The organism is Bacteroides sp. HF-4919, assembly GCF_018860125.1.
The window spans coordinates 964134-981675 of sequence record NZ_JAHKNF010000001.1 but is presented as its reverse complement, the minus strand read 5'-3'; the positions used below and the strand labels follow the sequence as shown (position 1 = coordinate 981675).

Genomic DNA, 17542 nt, shown 5'->3' with positions numbered 1-17542 from the left:
AGTAACTTTGCTTTCTGAAATGTATTATACATAACAACGTATGATATAGGTATAAAAGATTTGGTTAATACAATGGATGAAACAAAACTACTGAACTACTTGAAAGGAGAATCAGATGCTGAAGAGTGTCTGGAAGTAGAGACATGGTACCATGACTCTGCGGAACATAAAAAACAACTTGAACAACTATATTATATGCTTTTTGTCGGTGAGCGCAAAACGGTGATGGATGCGGTGGACACCGAAAGTTCACTGAGCGCTTTGAAGGATCGGATGAAGCAGAAAGAGCCGGATAGAAAATCGGTGGGTAAAATGCGTGTTTCAAAATGGAAGCGTTATGCAGTACCTTTGGCTGCCTTTTTGTGCGGTTTACTGATTTCTACCGGAGCTTTGTATTGGATGTCTTCCGGTAAGTCTGCCGGATATGTTTTTGCTACGGAAGCCGGTCAACGGGCACGTGCTGTTTTGCCGGATGGCACGAAGGTGTGGTTGAATGCTTCAACGCAGCTTGTTTATAAACCTTCTTTCTGGAAGCGGGAAAGATTGGTTGATTTGAATGGTGAGGCTTATTTTGAGGTCTCTCATAATAAGCACAAACCCTTTGTTGTTAATAGTAAAGATGTCAGGACTTGTGTGCTCGGTACAAAATTCAATGTCCGGGCACGCTCGTCCGAAGCAAAGGTTGTGACGACTTTATTGAAAGGATTGGTGCAAGTGCAGCTGCCGGGACAGTCCAAAGAAGAAGGGATCTTACTGAAACCGGGACAAACGTTGAGTGTGGATACCCGTACGATGCAGTTGATGCTTACCGAAGCTGATCGTCCGGGTGATGTGTTGCTTTGGATTAACGGAAAACTGAAATTCGAACAAGCTACACTCGTGGAGATTGTGCAATGTCTGGAAAAGCATTTTGATGTACATTTCATTATTTCTGATGCACAGTTGAAAAAAGAACGTTTCACCTGTACTTTTAGTACGGATGATGATATCAGACAAATTCTTTCTATACTTGCTCTTACCAAACGTTTTGATTATAAATGTGAGGATAATAACATAATATTGACTCCCAAGGCGGGTAGATAGCGATTTATTATTATAACCTAAATCAGTAAAAGGGACTGTTTCCAATGTGGAATGGTTCCTTTTTTTATTTCTCAATCTGTATTCTTATTCTTTTTTTATTCTTTTTTTGAAAAAAGTCGCTTCTTGATTTAGTATGCTTATAGGTTGAAATGTATTATTAGCAGAAAAGTGAATATAGTTAACCCTAAAATCTGTAGCAACGATGAACAAGGACCCTTAATTAAAAACCAACCTTAATATGAATTAGCAGTTTTCTTTTGCTAAACCTTTCAATTTTTACCTAAAACATTTTCTAATTAAAAAAGAACAAGATGAAGAAATCAGTGAAACACAAGTTTCAGTACTTGCTATTTTTTCTATTGTCGATTCCTGCTTTTATTTTTGCTTCAGCGCAAGATATTCGGGTAAATATCGACTTTACTAAAGCCCCTTTAGGCAATGTCCTGGATGAAATCGGACATCAAACCTCATTATCTATCGTGTATAACACCAGGGATGTTAACCCCAATCAACCAGTTTCCGTTAAAGCTACTAATGAGAATATTACGTCTGTGATGAATCGTTTGCTTCGGGGGACGGGGATTTCCTATTCTATTATGAACAAACACCTCATTCTTTCAGCTAATGATAAGGATAAAGCTATTCAGCAAGAGAAAGTCACGGTTACAGGAAATGTTTCGGACGCTAAAGGCGAACCGTTGATCGGCGTAAGTATCTTGGTGAAAGGAACATCCAATGGGACAATCACCGATATGAACGGACACTTTTCAATATCGGCTGCCAAAGGAGATGTCATCGAGATATCCTATATCGGCTATGCTTCGCAGGCCATTACAGTGACAGACTCTAAGCCACTGAAAATTGTGATGCAAGAAGACACGGAAGTGCTTGATGAAGTTGTCGTAACGGCTTTAGGTATCAAGCGGGCACAAAAGGCATTGAGCTACAATGTGCAACAAGTGGGTGGCGATGCCATCAATACAGTGAAAGATGCCAATTTCATTAACTCTTTGCAAGGTAAAGTTGCCGGAGTAACGATTAACAATTCTGCCGGTGGTGTCGGTTCGGCTTCCAGGGTAGTGATGCGAGGTACTAAGTCTATAACAAAGGATAACAATGCCCTTTATGTAATCGATGGTATTCCAATGTTCAATGTCAGTTTTGGTAAGAGCGAGGGTTCCTTTGCAACTCAGAGTGGTTCGGACGGTGTGGCCGACCTTAATCCGGATGATATTGAAAGTATTAATATGCTGACCGGCCCTTCCGCAGCTGCTTTGTACGGCAATGCGGCTGCCAATGGAGTTGTATTGATTAACACGAAAAAGGGATCTGCCGAGAAGACAACTCTGACAGTCAGCAATAATACCATGTTCTCTGATGCGTATATTATGCCGGAGATGCAAAACCGGTATGGAAATAATCCGGGAGAATTTGCAAGCTGGGGCAATAAAACCAGACAGGGTTATGATCCTGCCCGTTTCTTTAATACCGGAGTGAATGTAATTAATGCCATCTCTTTCTCGACCGGAACAAAGAAAAACCAGACTTATGCATCGGCTTCAACAACGAATGCAACCGGTATTTTGCCTAATAACAGTTATAGCCGTTACAACTTCTCAATCCGGAATACGGCTACTTTCCTGAAAGATAAACTGACTCTGGACATCGGTGCCAGTTACATCATCCAGAATGATAAAAATATAACGGCACAGGGACAATATTTCAATCCATTGCCGGCATTATATCTGTTTCCTCGTAATGATAATTTTGAGGAGATCCGTATGTTCGAACGTTATAGCGAGAGCCGTGGGGTGAATGCGCAGTTCTGGCCTTACGGGCATCAGGGGCTGAGTTTGCAAAACCCGTACTGGATTATGAAACGCATGAACCGTAAAACAGAAAAAAAACGTTACATGATCAATGCAAGCCTGACTTATAAACTTACGGATTGGCTGAACGTTGCGGGCCGTGTTAAAGTAGATAATTCGGATATTCGTTTGACTCAGGAGCGTTATGCATCTACTCTGACTACTTTTGCGGGAGCCAATGGTTTCTATTCGGACCAGAACCGTACAGACCGTAATACATATGCTGATATTATGGTAAATATTGATAAGAGGATAGGAGATTTCTCGCTGAATGCCAATATCGGTGCATCTATTAAAGATTTGGTTTACGAACAAATGGGTAATGAAGGCGATCTGGCCGGTATACCCAATTTCTTTACAGTGAGAAATATTAATTATGAAAGTAATTATAAGCCCAAACAGTTCGGATATCATGATCAGTCTCAGGGGGTATTTGCGAATATAGAATTAGGTTGGCGCAGCATGGCATATCTGACCTTGACCGGACGGAACGACTGGGAGTCGCAGCTTGCCTTTACTAAACACTCCTCTTTCTTCTATCCTTCCATCGGCGGATCTGTCGTTTTGTCGGAGATGTTCCGGTTGCCCGAGTTTATCTCTTATGCGAAACTGCGTGGTTCATACAGTTCGGTGGCTTCGTCTTTCGAACGTTATTTATCGAATCCGGGCTTTGAGTTCAATGAACAATCCCATCAGTGGGGCTCTTCAACAACTTTGCCTGCCACTAATCTGAAGCCGGAAGACACACGTTCGTGGGAGGTGGGTTTAAATGCCAGATTATGGAACCACTTCAGTATAGATGCCACTTACTATCATTCGAATACGTATAACCAAACCTTTAACATCACCCTGGCGTCGTCGAGCGGTTATTCTTCGGCTATTGTCCAGACAGGCAATATCCAGAATTATGGTTTGGAACTGGCATTGGGATATAATAATACATGGAGGGATTTCAGCTGGAACAGCAACCTGACTTACACCATGAATCGTAATAAGGTGAAACGTCTGGCCAGTGGCGCGACGAATCCGATAACCGGTGAAATCATCGATATGCCGGAGTTGCGTATGGCTGTGTTGGGAGCCGACGGGTATGGTCCCAGAGTCATCCTGAGAGAAGGTGGAACGATGGGGGACCTGTATGTAGATAAGGGGCTTCGTACGGATGGTAACGGAAATATCTGGGTAGATCCCCAGACAGGTAAAGTCGGAGTGCAGGACTATGCCGAACCTAAAAAAATAGGTACGATGAATCCTGATTTCAATATGGGATTCAGTAATACCTTTTCTTATAAAGGCATCAGCCTGGGCGTGGTTCTGACCGCGCGTGTCGGTGGATTATGCGTGTCGAACACTCAGGGTATACTCGATTATTACGGTGTGTCCAAAGCTACAGCCGATGCACGTGATGCCGGTGGAGTGTGGATCAATAACGGATTCGTAGATGCCAAGTCTTATTTTCAAACCATCGGAGGCTCTACCGGAGGATTGGGACAATACTACACTTATAGTGCGACGAACGTACGCCTTTCCGAGTTGAACCTGAGTTATACATTACCTCGTAAGTGGTTTAACAATAAAGTGGGCATAACGGCAGGTATCGTAGGAAAGAATCTTTGGATGATTTATTGTAAAGCACCGTTCGATCCGGAAATGACCCCTTCCACTACCAGCAATTTCTATCAGGGGGTAGATTACTTTATGCAGCCGAGCACACGTAATATTGGCTTCAATGTTAAGTTTCAATTTTAAAACAAGTCGATTATGAAAAATAAAATATTAAATATGGCTTTGGCCGCAGCTATCACGCCACTCTTGTGTTGCTGTACCAGTAATTTTGAGGAATACAACACCAATCCGTACGAACCCCATTCACTCAATCCGCCCATGCTGTTTGCAACAATGATTACTACCGGAATCAATGTACAGCAGAATGACAATCAGATGATTGACCAGATGGTAGCGGGACCTTTTAGCGGCTATCTGACAATGGCTAACTCATGGGGTGGCTCTAACTTCAATACATTCAACCAGACGGAATCCTGGAATCAGATTCCTTTCAATACGCCTTTTGAGAAATTCTATTCCAACTACTTTAAATTGGAAACGGCAACCGGCGGAAAAGGTCACTATTGGGCAATGGCGAAGCTGCTTCGCGTAAATACAATGTTGCGTGTGACCGATTGTTACGGTCCCATTCCCTACAGTCAAGTGGCCAATGGCAAAACGGCTGTTGCATACGACAGTCAGGAAGATGTATATAAACACATGTTTGAAGACTTGGATTATGCAGTACAGATACTGGGCGAATATGTAGACGAGGTCGGCGGATTGAAGCCGTTGGAGGGCTATGATCCGGTCTATAATGGAGATTATAATAAGTGGATGCGTTTTGCTAATTCGCTTAAATTGCGTCTGGCTGTCCGTATCAGTAATGTGGCGCCCGAACTTGCCCGTGCGAAAGCTGAGGAAGCGGTAAAGAGTGCCCGCGGACTGATAGATACGAATGATAATAATGCATATGTCGGTGTAGGTGCCGAACCCAATCCGCTGTGGCTGGTAGCCTCCAGTTGGGGCGAAATCCGTATCAATGCCACTATTGCCAGTTATATGAAAGGGTATTCCGATCCTCGTAGCGCAGTCTATTTCACGACATCCAAGTTGGGAGGCAATAGCCCGTATATGGGTATGCGTTCGGGATTGGAAGGAGTGAAGCCGGCCACTTATGCAGGATACTCTATGCCCAATTACGATCAGAAAGACGATATGTTGATGTTCTGTGCGGCTGAAACGGCCTTTTTGCGTGCTGAAGGTGCTCTGCGTGGTTGGGATATGGGAGGTAGTGCCCGTGACTTCTACGAACAAGGCGTTAAACTTTCATTCGACCAGCGGAAAGTGGGTGGAGCAGAAGAATATCTGGCAAATGCAGTGGCAGTGCCTGAACCTTTTGTCGACCCGACTAACCCGGTTAAATGCAATTATACACCGAAAACCAAGATAACGATTGCGTGGAATGAAGGTGCTCCTACAGAAGAAAAACTGGAGCGTATCATTACTCAGAAATGGATAGCCAATTTCCCTCTGGGCTTTGAAGGTTGGGCCGATTATCGGCGTACAGGTTATCCGGAAGTGTTTCCATCTGTCAGCAATCTGAGTAACGGAGTAATTGACACCAACCGGCAATTGCGGCGTTTGCCTTTCCCATTGTCCGAGAAGCAGGGAAATGCTGCCAATGTTTCGGTAGCCGTCTCAATGTTGGGGGGCCCGGATACTGGGGCTACCGACCTTTGGTGGGCTAAAAAGAATTGATGTTTAAGCTAAAAAGAGAAAAGAAAATGAAAAAGAGATATTTAAATATAGTGGTTTTTGCGTTGTTCGTCAGTATGCTTCTGGGTTGCAGTGACTGGACCAAACCCGAGGCAGAGGATTTTTTTGAAATGCCGGGAAATGACTACTACGAGAATCTGAGAGCTTATAAACGTTCGGAGCATTCGGTTGCGTTTGGCTGGTTTGGAGGCTGGACAGGTGTGGGAGCTTCGATGGTGGGGAGTCTGATGGGACTTCCCGATAGTGTGGACTTCGTTTCCATTTGGGGAAACTGGAAGAATCTGGATGAAGCCCGGATGCTGGATAAGAAAAAAGTGAAAGAACTGAAAGGTACGCGTGCATTGATGTGCTTTATCGTAGCTAATGTGGGCGATCAGTTGACTCCCGAAGAGTATAAAGAGAATTATAAAGAATATTGGGGGTGGAAAGATGGCGATCAGGAAGCTATCGACGGCGCGATCAGAAAATATGCAAATGCCATTTGTGACTCCATCGATAAGTATGGATATGATGGTTTCGATATCGATTATGAACCTAATTATGGGTCTCCCGGAAATCTGGCCAGCTATCCCGAAAATATGCTCACTTTCGTAAAGGCGTTAGGAGAGAGAATAGGACCCAAATCGGGCACGGGGCGACTGCTTGTGATCGATGGTGAGCCACAAAGCATTCATCCGGAAACCGGACCTTATTTTGATTACTTCATCGTGCAGGCATACTCCAACCTTGCGGGTAACTCCGATACTAATCTTGACAGGCGGCTGGCCGGTACAATTGCCAATTTTAAAGAGGTACTCACTCCCGAAAAAGTGGCTAATATGTACATCGTCACAGAAAATTTCGAATCCTATGCTCCGACAGGAGGAGGCGATTATGTAGATCGTTACGGAAATAAAATGCGGGCACTTGCCGGAATGGCACGCTGGACTCCGGTCATTGATGGTAAACAAGTTCGAAAGGGCGGAGTAGGGACGTATCATATGGAATATGATTATCCGGGCGACGTTGAATACAAATACTTGCGTGAGGCAATCAGAATTATGAATCCCGCTGTAAAATGACTTAAATGAATTTGATTATGAAAAGAGTAACAATAAAATCTTATTTGCTTGCTTGTGTTGTTCTGCCGATGATTCTGGCTGGATGCGAAGATGCCGATTACCGTGTGATTGACAATGCTATTTATCTGAATGAAGCATCCGAGAATGGTTCGGCAAAGGTTACGGTTGATCCTGAAAATGTTACCACAACTACTTTGACCGTACGCATGGGGCAGCCTGTTGCCGGAGATGTAACTGCTGTTTTGATGATTGACCCCTCTATTCTTAAAGAGTACAATGAAGCCAATGAAACTTCGTACGAGGTTCTTCCTGAACAATATTTTTCTTATGATAAAGAGATAAAGATTCAGGCGGGTGATGTAAGTGCCGTACCATCAGAATTTAAGGTGAAACCTTATTCGAATGAAAACGGAGAACTCTATGCCATTCCGGTATCCCTCACCGAAATTCAAGGACCGGTGTCTACGATCGGGCTTTCGTCGAAGTTTATTATTTTACTGGACAAGCCGCTGATACAGTCCGTGCCGTTTATGAATACGACAAATGCTGTAAAACCGTCCAAAGAAGGTTTGTGGGGAGTGACAACCAACGAATGGTCGCTTGAAGCCTGGGTACAAATGGATGGCTTTGACATTAATAATCAGGCTATCTTCAATTCGGGTAGCAAAGACCATGAGGTATATATCCGTTTTGGTGACGCTATGATTCCTTATAATTCATTGCAGGTGAAAACGCTGGGAAGTCAGGTTAATACGGTGACTTTGTTTGAGAAAGACAAATGGTATCATCTGGCGTTTGTCTATAATTCTTCCGGATTGTTATCGATTTATATTAACGGGGTGCTTGATGTGACTTTACAAACGAAAGGAGGCCCGGTACGGTTCGACACGATGAACATGGTTTCAAGCGGCAGCTACTTCCGGAACAATTGCCAGATGGCTCAGGTACGTCTTTGGAAGACAGCGATCAGCCAGACACAAATTCAGTCTAACATGTATTTTGCCGTGAAACCCGCTGATCCGAACCTGATAGGTTATTGGAAAATGGACGAGGGCAAAGGAAATGCTTTTGCCGATTGTACCGGACACGGATACGACCTCACGGCAGGAGGGACCCTTGTCTGGAAAGAGCATGTTCGTTTTGATAAACAATAACTATGTAAAAGAAGAATAAGATATGAATAGACATTTGAATTTTGTGACCTTAATCTGTTTGATAACAGGGTTTGTATCATTGGTTTCGTGTAGTAACGATGATGATGAAATGAACAAATATCAAAAAATATATATCAGAACGGGAGTAGCACCGGGGGCTGAAATGAGTGCTGTAGTAGTGGTAGATCGCGTAAGTAATTCATCTACCGCTGACCGTTCTGATTTTGAAATACAACTGTGTGCCGTACAACCGGTTTCACGGGAGGTCACCGCTACTTTAGGTATCGATACCCTGAAAGTAAATGCTTATAATTCGGCTAAGAAGACGAAATGCGAGTTGTTGCCCGGAGATAATTATGATATTGAGAAAAAAGAGTCCACTCTGAAAACCGGACAGACTGTGGCCGAGTCTTCTTTCCGTGTGGTTTTGAAGAACATAGAGAAATTGAGCAACCCTGACGGATACGTACTCCCGGTGATGCTTAAAGAAGTTACCGGTATGGACGGACAGGCTGTGAGTACATCTATGAATACGGTCTATATCCGGATTTATGCCAGCATACTCTATACCGGCTATACGAAGCCTGCAGACTGGGCGGCAGTGGACCGCAGTGCATGGGATGTAAGTTGCAGTAATGCATACGCAAACGATGATGCCAGATATGGTGCACATCTGGCTATCGATGGTGAAGCAAATACATCTTGGTTTTCGTGGGGAGTAGCCAATGCTGAAGAGTGCTGGTGGAACACAGTATTGCCCCGGCCTGTTACTTTGGCAGGATTTTCGGTTACTAAACAGAGTGCTTACGGATCGTCATACAATCTGAAAAGTGCGGAGATCAAAGTCAGGAAAGACGGAGCGACAGAATGGGTGACTTATCAGAGGACTTTGACTTTCAGGAGCTTTAAAGGAAACGAGCCGCAGTATGCAGTCATCGAACCACCTATCGGGGATGTTAAAGAGTTCAGGATTAATTGTCTGAGCCCGGATAGCTATACCGGATTTGCGGAAATAAATTTATTTGTGAAGCAATAGAGGTGTTTAGATTGTAGATAAGGGGGAGAAGCATCGGGGCCATAAGGTTTCGGTGCTTCTTTTGTGTACTTCATCCCGGCAGAGCAAAAAAAAGAACCGGTAAGGATTAGTGATTTTGTGAAGTCAGTTGTATTATTATGTAGTGAATGCAACTTCTTGTCGTAATTTTGGGCTATGTTTTTAATATCCCCTATCTTTGCTTACTGGAATTGTTAACCGATGGAATTATTATAAAAAACTAACTGATGAATAAAAAGCCGATAAGCCCTGTATGTTGGGTGCCTACTGTTTACTTTGCGATGGGATTGCCGTTTGTGGCCCTTTCGATGGTTTCTGTCCTTATGTTTTCCGATATGGAGGTGTCGAATGCACAGATTGCTTTCTGGACTTCTCTCATTATGCTTCCCTGGACATTGAAGCCTTTATGGAGTCCGTTTCTGGAGATGTTTAAGACGAAGAAGTACTTTGTTGTCGCTACAGAAATCATTACCGGACTGGCATTTGCGTTGGTGGCACTTTCGCTGCCGTTGCCCGATTTTTTTCGTTATGCCATCGCTCTGATGGGGATCATTGCTCTCAGTGGTGCGACTCATGACATTGCGGGTGACGGAGTATACCTGACGGAGCTGACTGCTACCCAGCAAGCCAAGTATATCGGTTGGCAGGGAGCTTTTTATAATCTGGCCAAGATACTTGCCAACGGAGGCTTGGTTTGGCTGGCAGGTATGCTGAAGGATGAATTTGGAGTGGTACATGCCTGGATGATTGTGATGTTGATGTGTGCGGGTATTATGATTTTGATCGGCCTTTACCACATTCGGATTCTGCCTTCGGGAGGAGGTGCTTCCGGCGAAGTAAATACGGTGAGAGATGCATTGAACGTGCTTTGGGAAGTCATTCGTTCTTTTTTCCAAAAAAAACATATTGCTTTCTACATTGTCTTTATCATTTTGTACCGATTTGCCGAAGGATACGCCCTGAAGATTGTACCGTTGTTCCTGAAAGCACCGGTTGCAGATGGCGGATTGGGGCTTAGTACTCAGGACATCGGATTGGTATACGGTACGTTCGGAGCAGGAGCATTTATCCTCGGTTCGCTCTTGGCGGGTTATTACATCTCGGCTTACGGACTTCGGAAGACCTTGTTTTCTTTGTGTTGCGCTTTTAATATTCCGTTTTTGGTATACTTCCTATTGGCACTTTACCAACCCTCTAACCTGTTGATTATCGGTACGGCCATTGTATTTGAATATTTGGGGTACGGATTTGGTTTCGTCGGATTAATGCTCTTTATGATGCAGCAAGTAGCCCCCGGCAAACACCAGATGGCACATTATGCTTTTGCCACCGGTATCATGAATTTAGGAGTAATGCTTCCGGGGATGATGAGTGGATATCTGAGCGACTGGCTGGGTTATCGTGATTTCTTTGTCTGGGTGCTGATCGCTACCATACCGGCTTTTGTCGTTACTTGGCTGGTACCTTTTACGTATCCGGACGGAAAGAAGAAATAAAAGAGAATTTTAATATAAACGAGATATATACATAATATTAATTTAATCGAATCATGGAAGAATTTAAAATTGCAGGTGCTGCTTTGCCGGCCATGCCTTGGGAAGAACGTCCGGCAGGATGCAAAGATGTAGTGTGGCGTTGTTCGGCAAATCCGATTATTCCGCGCGACTTGCTCCCTACTTCAAACAGTATATTCAACAGTGCCGTAGTTCCGTTTAAGGATGGCTATGCAGGAGTGTTCCGTTGTGATGATACCAACCGTCGCATGCGTCTGCATGTGGGGTTCAGTAAAGATGCCGTTCATTGGGACATCAATGAAGAGCCGTTGAAGTTTCAATGTGATGATGCGGAGATCGGGAACTGGGTTTATGGATATGATCCCAGGGTTTGCTTCATTGAGGACCGCTATTATGTGACTTGGTGCAACGGTTATCATGGTCCTACTATTGGTGTTGCTTATACCTATGACTTTGTAACGTTCCATCAGCTGGAAAACGCCTTTATTCCTTTTAACCGGAATGGAGTTTTGTTTCCTCGTAAGATAAACGGCCGTTTTGCCATGTTGAGTCGTCCGAGCGACAATGGACATACGCCTTTCGGAGATATTTTTTATAGTGAATCTCCCGATATGGAATTTTGGGGACGCCATCGTCATGTAATGTCTCCGGCTCCGTTTGAAGACAGTGCCTGGCAGTGCACCAAGATCGGTGCAGGACCTATTCCGATTGAAACATCAGAAGGCTGGTTGCTGATCTATCACGGTGTATTAGCTTCATGCAATGGTTTTGTGTATAGTTTCGGTTCCGCATTGCTTGACCTTGATGAACCCTGGAAAGTGAAATTCCGTTCGGGACCTTACTTGATTTCACCCCAGAAAGAGTACGAATGCATGGGCGATGTGCCTAATGTCTGCTTCCCGTGCGCGGCGCTTCATGATTCGGAGACCGGACGAATTGCCATCTATTACGGATGTGCAGATACGGTGACGGGACTTGCATTCGGATATATTCCGGAAATTATAGAATTTACAAAACGTACAAGTATCATCTGAATCGGATAAAAGAGAAAGGGTGTAGCTATCCTGCCGGGATGGCTACACCCTTTTGTCTGTATGGCTACACCCTTTAGATAAAAGGGCGTAACCCTGTTTGGAGTTATCCGTTGTATGCTGTCAGCATCCAAACCATTTTTTCCTGTTCCTTCAGATAGTCGCTCATCATAGCCACTGTTACCTCATCGTTGTGTGAAGAGGCGAGAGACAGGACTTTACGCTCTTCTGCTATCAGGTGCCCGTAAGTTTCAAGAATATGGTTCAATGCGTCATCGGCTTTGCTCACTCCGTCCACTTCCTTGATCTGTGCCATCTTCAGATAGTCACTGTACTTATTGGCGGGAGTTCCTCCCAGCATCAATATGCGTTCGGCAATTTCGTCCACCTTTTCGGCGGCTCCGTTATAGAGATCTTCGAACTTACTGTGCAGTACGAAGAAACCGTGTCCTTTGATATTCCAATGAAATCCTCTTAAGTTTGCATAGTGAATTTGAAAATCGGCAAGTAATTGCTGCAATGATACTACGATGTTGTTAGCTCCCTTTTCATCCAAATGTGTATAATTTAAAGTTTTCATAATGCTATTGTTTTTTTGAGTTAATACTATATATCTTCTTTTTATCTGGAACAAAGATACGGCACAAAATGATTCGTGTCAAACTGAAAATTTCTATCTTTGCATTGATAGATTCTATATCTTTAATAAATCAGAGAACGATGACTATACAACAATTGGAATATATTCTGGCCGTCGATCAGTTCCGGCACTTTGCAAAAGCTGCCGAGTATTGCCGGGTGACGCAACCTACTTTGAGTGCGATGATCCAGAAACTGGAAGACGAATTGGGAGTGAAGCTGTTCGACCGCAGTATGACTCCGGTCTGTCCCACTTCCATCGGTAAGAAGGTGCTGGAACAGGCACGCAAAATCCTTTCGGAAACTACCTGCGTCAAGGAGATTATCAATGAGGAACAGCATTCTTTGTCCGGTACGTTCCGGCTGGCCGTATTGCCTACGATTGCACCTTATCTTTTGCCTCGTTTTTTTCCGCAACTGATGGAGAAATACCCCGATCTTGATATACGGGTTATGGAAATGAAAACACCGGATATCCGCAAGGCTTTGCTGACGGGTGAAGCAGATGCCGCTATCATTGCCAGTCTGCTGGATGATGCTGCATTAACAGAGGAGACTTTGTTTTATGAGCAGTTTTTCGGTTACGTTTCGAAAAAGGAACCATTGTTCAAACACGATGTGATTCGTACGTCCGACGTGACCGGAGAGCGACTTTGGCTTCTTGACGAAGGACATTGCTTTCGCGACCAGTTGGTCCGTTTCTGCCAGATGGAAGCGGTAAAGGTCAGCCAAATGGCTTATCGCTTGGGCAGTATGGAGACTTTTATGCATATGGTGGAGAGCGGTAAGGGCATTACATTTATTCCGGAGCTGGCAGTGATGCAACTGAGCGAAGAACAGAAAGAACTGGTCCGTCCGTTTGCCATCCCAAGGCCCACTCGCCAGATTGTCCTGGTTACACGAAAAGACTTTATCCGTACCAGCCTGCTGCAAGTATTGAAAGAAGAGATCCAGGCAGCAGTCCCCAAAGAGATGCTTACTTTACAGGCTGTTCAGTGCCTGGTATAAAAAAACAGCGGCGATATTTTCACAAACATCGCCGCCTTATTTCTTTTATATATCAGAATTATTCTTAGTTTTGTCAAATTTGTGCAGGTGTCTTCTGTTGTTTTATTGAGAATGAAATGATTTTATTTTTAAGTTCTTATCTTCATTGATATCTATTGTGATATACTGTATGTTGTCATAAATCGTGTTTACACGGAGCTTTATTCCTTTTGCTGTCGGCAGTAGATCGGCTATATTGGCCAGTTTGAAGGAGATGAGGCTTGAACCCAGTTTACTGGGAGAGTCGTCGAAAGCGTTATGCCTGAATTCCAGGCAGATATATCCGTCGTCTTCAACAGGGTCTGTCATTTCGTTTTGTACCAGATTCAGCATGTGCTTTTTATTCTCGTCCATACTGCCCAGATACTGGTATTCGATGGTGAGATAATCCTTTGTAAGTGCATGCGCCGTGACGTTGATGCGGTCGTCTCCAATGCTGTCTGCCGTTGCTTCCGTCAGCGGGATGATATCCTTTGTCAGTATATCTTCTATTGTGAATATCTTACCGTTTTCATATCCGGGTTTTTCTTCTCCTTCCATCTTCACGTAACCCACAAAAACCCTCTGTCCTTCTGCGACGGTGTATTTCCAGTTGCGAATATCGGCCGTATCTGCGGGGAATACGTTATTTCCGTTGTCCAGGGCAATAAAAAAATCCCTCGGGGTGTCCGCATTGGGAATTTTCATTGTACCGATGGCCAGTATCCCACCCGGAGGACAAGTGACCCAATAATCATTGTCTTCATTGTCCAGACAAGACTGCAGGATGGGCAGTAGTGCCAGAATGAGGGTAAAAGTTACTAATTTAAATTTTCTCATAAGTTCCTGTTGGTTTTAGTATCCTATTTATTCATTGAGATTTATTCTTCGCTGTATTGAAGAAATGCGGGGAGCCGTGAAATATTGCATCGTAAAATGTTAAAGAAACAAAAGTGATAAAAGAGTTGTTCTCTCAGTGCAGTATTTCTATCTTTGCTGCATTTATAAGGTAAACACGTGTTTAGGAGAATGAATGAATTAGAGCTGTCGGAACGTTGCAGGCAGGGAGATAATCGTGCCCGCAAAGAACTTTATGAGCAGTACGCAGGGCGCATGCTTGGTGTCTGTCTTCGTTATGCCGGAGACAGAGACATGGCACAAGACTTGGTACACGACGGTTTCCTAAAGATTTTCGACTCCTTCGATAAGTTTACCTGGCGGGGTGAAGGCTCTCTGAGAGCATGGATGGAGCGTGTAATGGTGAATACGGCTTTACAGTTCTTAAGAAAGAACGATGTGATGAACCAAACCATGGCACTGGATGAAGTTCCCGAAACTTATGACGAACCCGATGCTTCGGCTGTCGAAGCGATTCCTCAGAAAGTGCTGATGCAATTTATTAACGAACTCCCCGCCGGATATCGTACCGTATTCAACTTATACACCTTTGAAGATAAGTCGCACAAGGAAATCGCACAGATGTTGGGGATTAATGAAAAATCTTCGGCTTCACAACTTTTTCGGGCAAAGAGTGTATTAGCCAAGAAAGTAAAGGAATGGTTGATGATCAACGGTTGACGTATGTCTTCGGACACCAAGTGAACCCGGGATTTCTAAAATAGAATAGAATGATGAAAGAAAACGAAAAATGGATAAAGGCATTCAAAGAGAAGCTCGAGGATTATTCCGAGCCGATACCTGCTTCCGGTTGGGAACGACTGGAAAAGGAGCTGATGCCCGTAACCGAAAGACGAATATATCCGTACCGCCGATGGGCCGTTGCCGCGGCTGCCGTAGTGTTGGTGGTGACGACTGCTGTAAGTTTGTATTTCCTGGATAGTCCGGTCGCAGATGAAATTCGCTATGCGACGGCTCCTTCATTGGCTGTCAATCCGGATATATTGCCGGAACCGGCTTTACCGGATGTACAGGTCGCTGTGTCCGAGCCAATGAAGCCGGCGGGAGGGACAGACGTGAGTTCCGCTTCTGGGTATTTGGCGAAAGGGAATGATCCAAAGATCACTCCGGAAGCCTTTCCGGGGGCAGAGAAACATCCGGAGGCTGTGGTGGCGGAGAAGCCTGCCGAATCACACTCTGAAGCAGCTGCTGTAACGGAGAAAAAAGAGAGTACTGCGTCACAAATAGAAAAAAGGAAAGAGGCCCGGAGGCCATCCGGTAAAGACAAATACCAGTTGCCCATTGAGAGTTCTTCTGCAAAGCGGAATGGAAAATGGTCGATGGGAGTAGGGGTAGGCAATGGGGGAGGACTTCCGACGAATGGTTCGGAAAGTTTTGCACCCCGTCCGATGAGCAACAGGGTAGACCTGATGACAATTATGAATGGGGTCGTGAATATTCCCGCAGATCAGGAAGTTGTGTTTGAAGGGGGAGTTCCTTATCTGAAGTCCAGTACGACTACCGTGATGGATTATGAACATCATCAGCCGGTAAGTTTCGGATTGTCCGTACGTAAATCCCTTCCGAAAGGTTTCTCCGTAGAAACCGGATTGACTTATACGTTGTTGTCTTCCGATGTCAAGCGACAGGGAGATAACAAGATGCAGACTCAGAAACTGCATTATATCGGTATCCCGGTACGCGGAAACTGGAATTTCCTGGAAAAGAAATACTTTACGCTTTATGTATCTGCCGGTGGAATGGTTGAGAAATGTGTATATGGAAAACTGGCGGGCGATAAGGTGAATGTGAAACCTCTGCAATTTTCTGTAGCAGGTGCAGTAGGAGCTCAGTTCAATGCAACGGAGCATGTGGGATTTTATGTGGAACCGGGAGTTTCGTATTTCTTTGACGATGGTTCGAAAATACAGACTATCCGAAAAGAAACACCTTGTAACTTTAATTTGCAGGCAGGATTGCGATTCACTTATTAAAGTAAGGCAGATGTAAGCCGGAGTGGCGGTGGCATTTAATCGGAATGCCGGTGGCACTTCATTAGAATGGCGGTGGCTCTCTGGAGTGATAAAAAAATAAAGGGGATGGGGCTGTGTCCTCTGTGTTGAAAAGACTCTTGATACACTCTCATCCCCTTCTTAATGATAAGCTAATTTATTTGTACTGTCCGGAAGTATTGCCTGAATAATTTTTCGGCCTTTTCTATTTGCTCCGGAGTGTTTTCTTTCACTCCTTTCAAGAGATATTCTTTGTCCATCGCTTCGTATTTATGAACTCCTAAAGTATGATAAGGCAATATCTCTACACGCTGAATCATCCGGTACGTTCCAAGATGTTCTCCCAACTGCCGGATATCGTGTTCGAAGTCGCTGTAGCCGGGCACTAATACATAGCGCAGCCAGAATGGCTTTTGATTGGCTTCGAGCCAGGCGGCGGTTTTCAGTGTTTGTTCGTTACTTCTTCCGGTCAGAGACTGGTGGTGTTCCGGATTGAACTCTTTGATATCCAATAAAACCAAATCAGTCAACCCCAAGAGTTCTTCAACATCATTGTTCCACAGTCCGCCGTTGGTGTCGAGGCAGATGTGAATTCCAGCTTCCTTCAGTCTTTTAAAAAGTGGGATAAGAGCTTTCGCCTGAAAAGTGGGTTCTCCACCGGAGAAAGTTATTCCTCCTTTCTTACCGAAAAAAGCTTTTTGGCTGACAGCCATGCGGACAATTTCATCCGGATGGGTTGGCGTACCTCCTTTGGCTTCGATTGTGTCCGGATTGGCACAATACAGGCACCGGAAGTTACACCCCTGAAGGAAAACGACGAGCCGGAGACCCGGCCCGTCGAATGTTCCCATTGACTCGTATGAGTGTACGTTTATCATT

General features: G+C 44.4%; 14 protein-coding genes. 11 read left to right on the top strand and 3 right to left on the bottom strand.

Annotated elements, in window-relative coordinates; all coding sequences use genetic code 11:
- Positions 1-72 precede the first annotated feature (72 nt).
- From KO473_RS04195 to KO473_RS04160, 8 genes are all read left to right on the top strand, one after another.
- Positions 73-1083 (top strand): FecR family protein, encoded by a 1011-nt coding sequence (locus KO473_RS04195; RefSeq protein ID WP_005776033.1) that lies wholly within the window; start codon positions 73-75, stop codon positions 1081-1083.
- A 311-nt stretch (positions 1084-1394) separates the two neighbouring features.
- Positions 1395-4700 (top strand): SusC/RagA family TonB-linked outer membrane protein, encoded by a 3306-nt coding sequence (locus KO473_RS04190; RefSeq protein WP_122130553.1) that lies wholly within the window; start codon positions 1395-1397, stop codon positions 4698-4700.
- Between the two features lie 12 nt (positions 4701-4712).
- On the top strand, positions 4713-6257 hold the full coding sequence (locus KO473_RS04185; RefSeq protein ID WP_005818927.1) for a SusD/RagB family nutrient-binding outer membrane lipoprotein: 1545 nt from the start codon (positions 4713-4715) through the stop codon (positions 6255-6257).
- Between the two features lie 26 nt (positions 6258-6283).
- On the top strand, positions 6284-7336 hold the full coding sequence (locus KO473_RS04180) for a glycoside hydrolase family 18 (RefSeq protein ID WP_005818929.1): 1053 nt from the start codon (positions 6284-6286) through the stop codon (positions 7334-7336).
- A 17-nt stretch (positions 7337-7353) separates the two neighbouring features.
- Positions 7354-8490 carry a DUF1735 and LamG domain-containing protein gene (locus tag KO473_RS04175; protein WP_005818931.1) on the top strand — a complete coding sequence of 379 codons (1137 nt, stop codon included), beginning with the start codon at positions 7354-7356 and terminating at the stop codon, positions 8488-8490.
- 22 nt (positions 8491-8512) lie between these two features.
- A complete protein-coding gene (locus KO473_RS04170; RefSeq protein ID WP_005818933.1) occupies positions 8513-9526 on the top strand; it encodes a BT_3987 domain-containing protein in 1014 nt (337 codons plus the stop codon).
- 245 nt (positions 9527-9771) lie between these two features.
- A complete protein-coding gene (locus tag KO473_RS04165; protein WP_005809672.1) occupies positions 9772-11040 on the top strand; it encodes an MFS transporter in 1269 nt (422 codons plus the stop codon).
- 53 nt (positions 11041-11093) lie between these two features.
- Complete coding sequence (locus KO473_RS04160) at positions 11094-12092, top strand: glycoside hydrolase family 130 protein (RefSeq protein ID WP_005809670.1); 999 nt, start codon at positions 11094-11096, stop codon at positions 12090-12092.
- Between the two features lie 103 nt (positions 12093-12195).
- Here KO473_RS04160 and KO473_RS04155 read toward each other — a convergent pair whose 3' ends face one another.
- Entirely contained in the window at positions 12196-12669 is a 474-nt protein-coding gene (locus KO473_RS04155) for a Dps family protein (protein WP_005818936.1), read from the bottom strand.
- A gap of 140 nt (positions 12670-12809) precedes the next feature.
- Between KO473_RS04155 and KO473_RS04150 the strand changes: the two genes are divergently transcribed.
- On the top strand, positions 12810-13736 hold the full coding sequence (locus KO473_RS04150; protein WP_005776043.1) for a hydrogen peroxide-inducible genes activator: 927 nt from the start codon (positions 12810-12812) through the stop codon (positions 13734-13736).
- A gap of 102 nt (positions 13737-13838) precedes the next feature.
- Here the strand turns inward: KO473_RS04150 and KO473_RS04145 are convergent, their stop codons facing one another.
- Positions 13839-14594 carry a NigD-like protein gene (locus KO473_RS04145; RefSeq protein ID WP_005818939.1) on the bottom strand — a complete coding sequence of 252 codons (756 nt, stop codon included), beginning with the start codon at positions 14592-14594 and terminating at the stop codon, positions 13839-13841.
- Positions 14595-14783: 189 nt separating this feature from the next.
- Here KO473_RS04145 and KO473_RS04140 point away from each other — a divergent pair, with 189 nt between their 5' ends.
- Both KO473_RS04140 and KO473_RS04135 read left to right on the top strand, forming a co-directional pair.
- On the top strand, positions 14784-15332 hold the full coding sequence (locus KO473_RS04140) for an RNA polymerase sigma factor (protein ID WP_005776045.1): 549 nt from the start codon (positions 14784-14786) through the stop codon (positions 15330-15332).
- A 53-nt stretch (positions 15333-15385) separates the two neighbouring features.
- A complete protein-coding gene (locus KO473_RS04135; protein ID WP_005818941.1) occupies positions 15386-16645 on the top strand; it encodes a porin family protein in 1260 nt (419 codons plus the stop codon).
- A gap of 170 nt (positions 16646-16815) precedes the next feature.
- On the opposite strand, the gene pflA is transcribed toward KO473_RS04135, so the two are convergent.
- Positions 16816-17541: a pyruvate formate-lyase-activating protein gene (gene pflA / locus KO473_RS04130; protein WP_122130554.1), complete on the bottom strand. Its 726-nt coding sequence runs from the start codon at positions 17539-17541 to the stop codon at positions 16816-16818.
- Position 17542: the final 1 nt, after the last annotated feature.

Coding starts and splice junctions, on each gene's coding strand:
- KO473_RS04160 (WP_005809670.1), top strand. CDS start 11,094: ATGGAAGAATTTAAAATTGCAGGTGCTGCTTTGCCGGCCATGCCTTGG.
- pflA (WP_122130554.1), bottom strand. CDS start 17,541: ATGATAAACGTACACTCATACGAGTCAATGGGAACATTCGACGGGCCG.
- KO473_RS04145 (WP_005818939.1), bottom strand. CDS start 14,594: ATGAGAAAATTTAAATTAGTAACTTTTACCCTCATTCTGGCACTACTG.
- KO473_RS04140 (WP_005776045.1), top strand. CDS start 14,784: ATGAATGAATTAGAGCTGTCGGAACGTTGCAGGCAGGGAGATAATCGT.
- KO473_RS04170 (WP_005818933.1), top strand. CDS start 8,513: ATGAATAGACATTTGAATTTTGTGACCTTAATCTGTTTGATAACAGGG.
- KO473_RS04175 (WP_005818931.1), top strand. CDS start 7,354: ATGAAAAGAGTAACAATAAAATCTTATTTGCTTGCTTGTGTTGTTCTG.
- KO473_RS04155 (WP_005818936.1), bottom strand. CDS start 12,669: ATGAAAACTTTAAATTATACACATTTGGATGAAAAGGGAGCTAACAAC.
- KO473_RS04150 (WP_005776043.1), top strand. CDS start 12,810: ATGACTATACAACAATTGGAATATATTCTGGCCGTCGATCAGTTCCGG.
- KO473_RS04195 (WP_005776033.1), top strand. CDS start 73: ATGGATGAAACAAAACTACTGAACTACTTGAAAGGAGAATCAGATGCT.
- KO473_RS04165 (WP_005809672.1), top strand. CDS start 9,772: ATGAATAAAAAGCCGATAAGCCCTGTATGTTGGGTGCCTACTGTTTAC.
- KO473_RS04190 (WP_122130553.1), top strand. CDS start 1,395: ATGAAGAAATCAGTGAAACACAAGTTTCAGTACTTGCTATTTTTTCTA.
- KO473_RS04180 (WP_005818929.1), top strand. CDS start 6,284: ATGAAAAAGAGATATTTAAATATAGTGGTTTTTGCGTTGTTCGTCAGT.
- KO473_RS04135 (WP_005818941.1), top strand. CDS start 15,386: ATGAAAGAAAACGAAAAATGGATAAAGGCATTCAAAGAGAAGCTCGAG.
- KO473_RS04185 (WP_005818927.1), top strand. CDS start 4,713: ATGAAAAATAAAATATTAAATATGGCTTTGGCCGCAGCTATCACGCCA.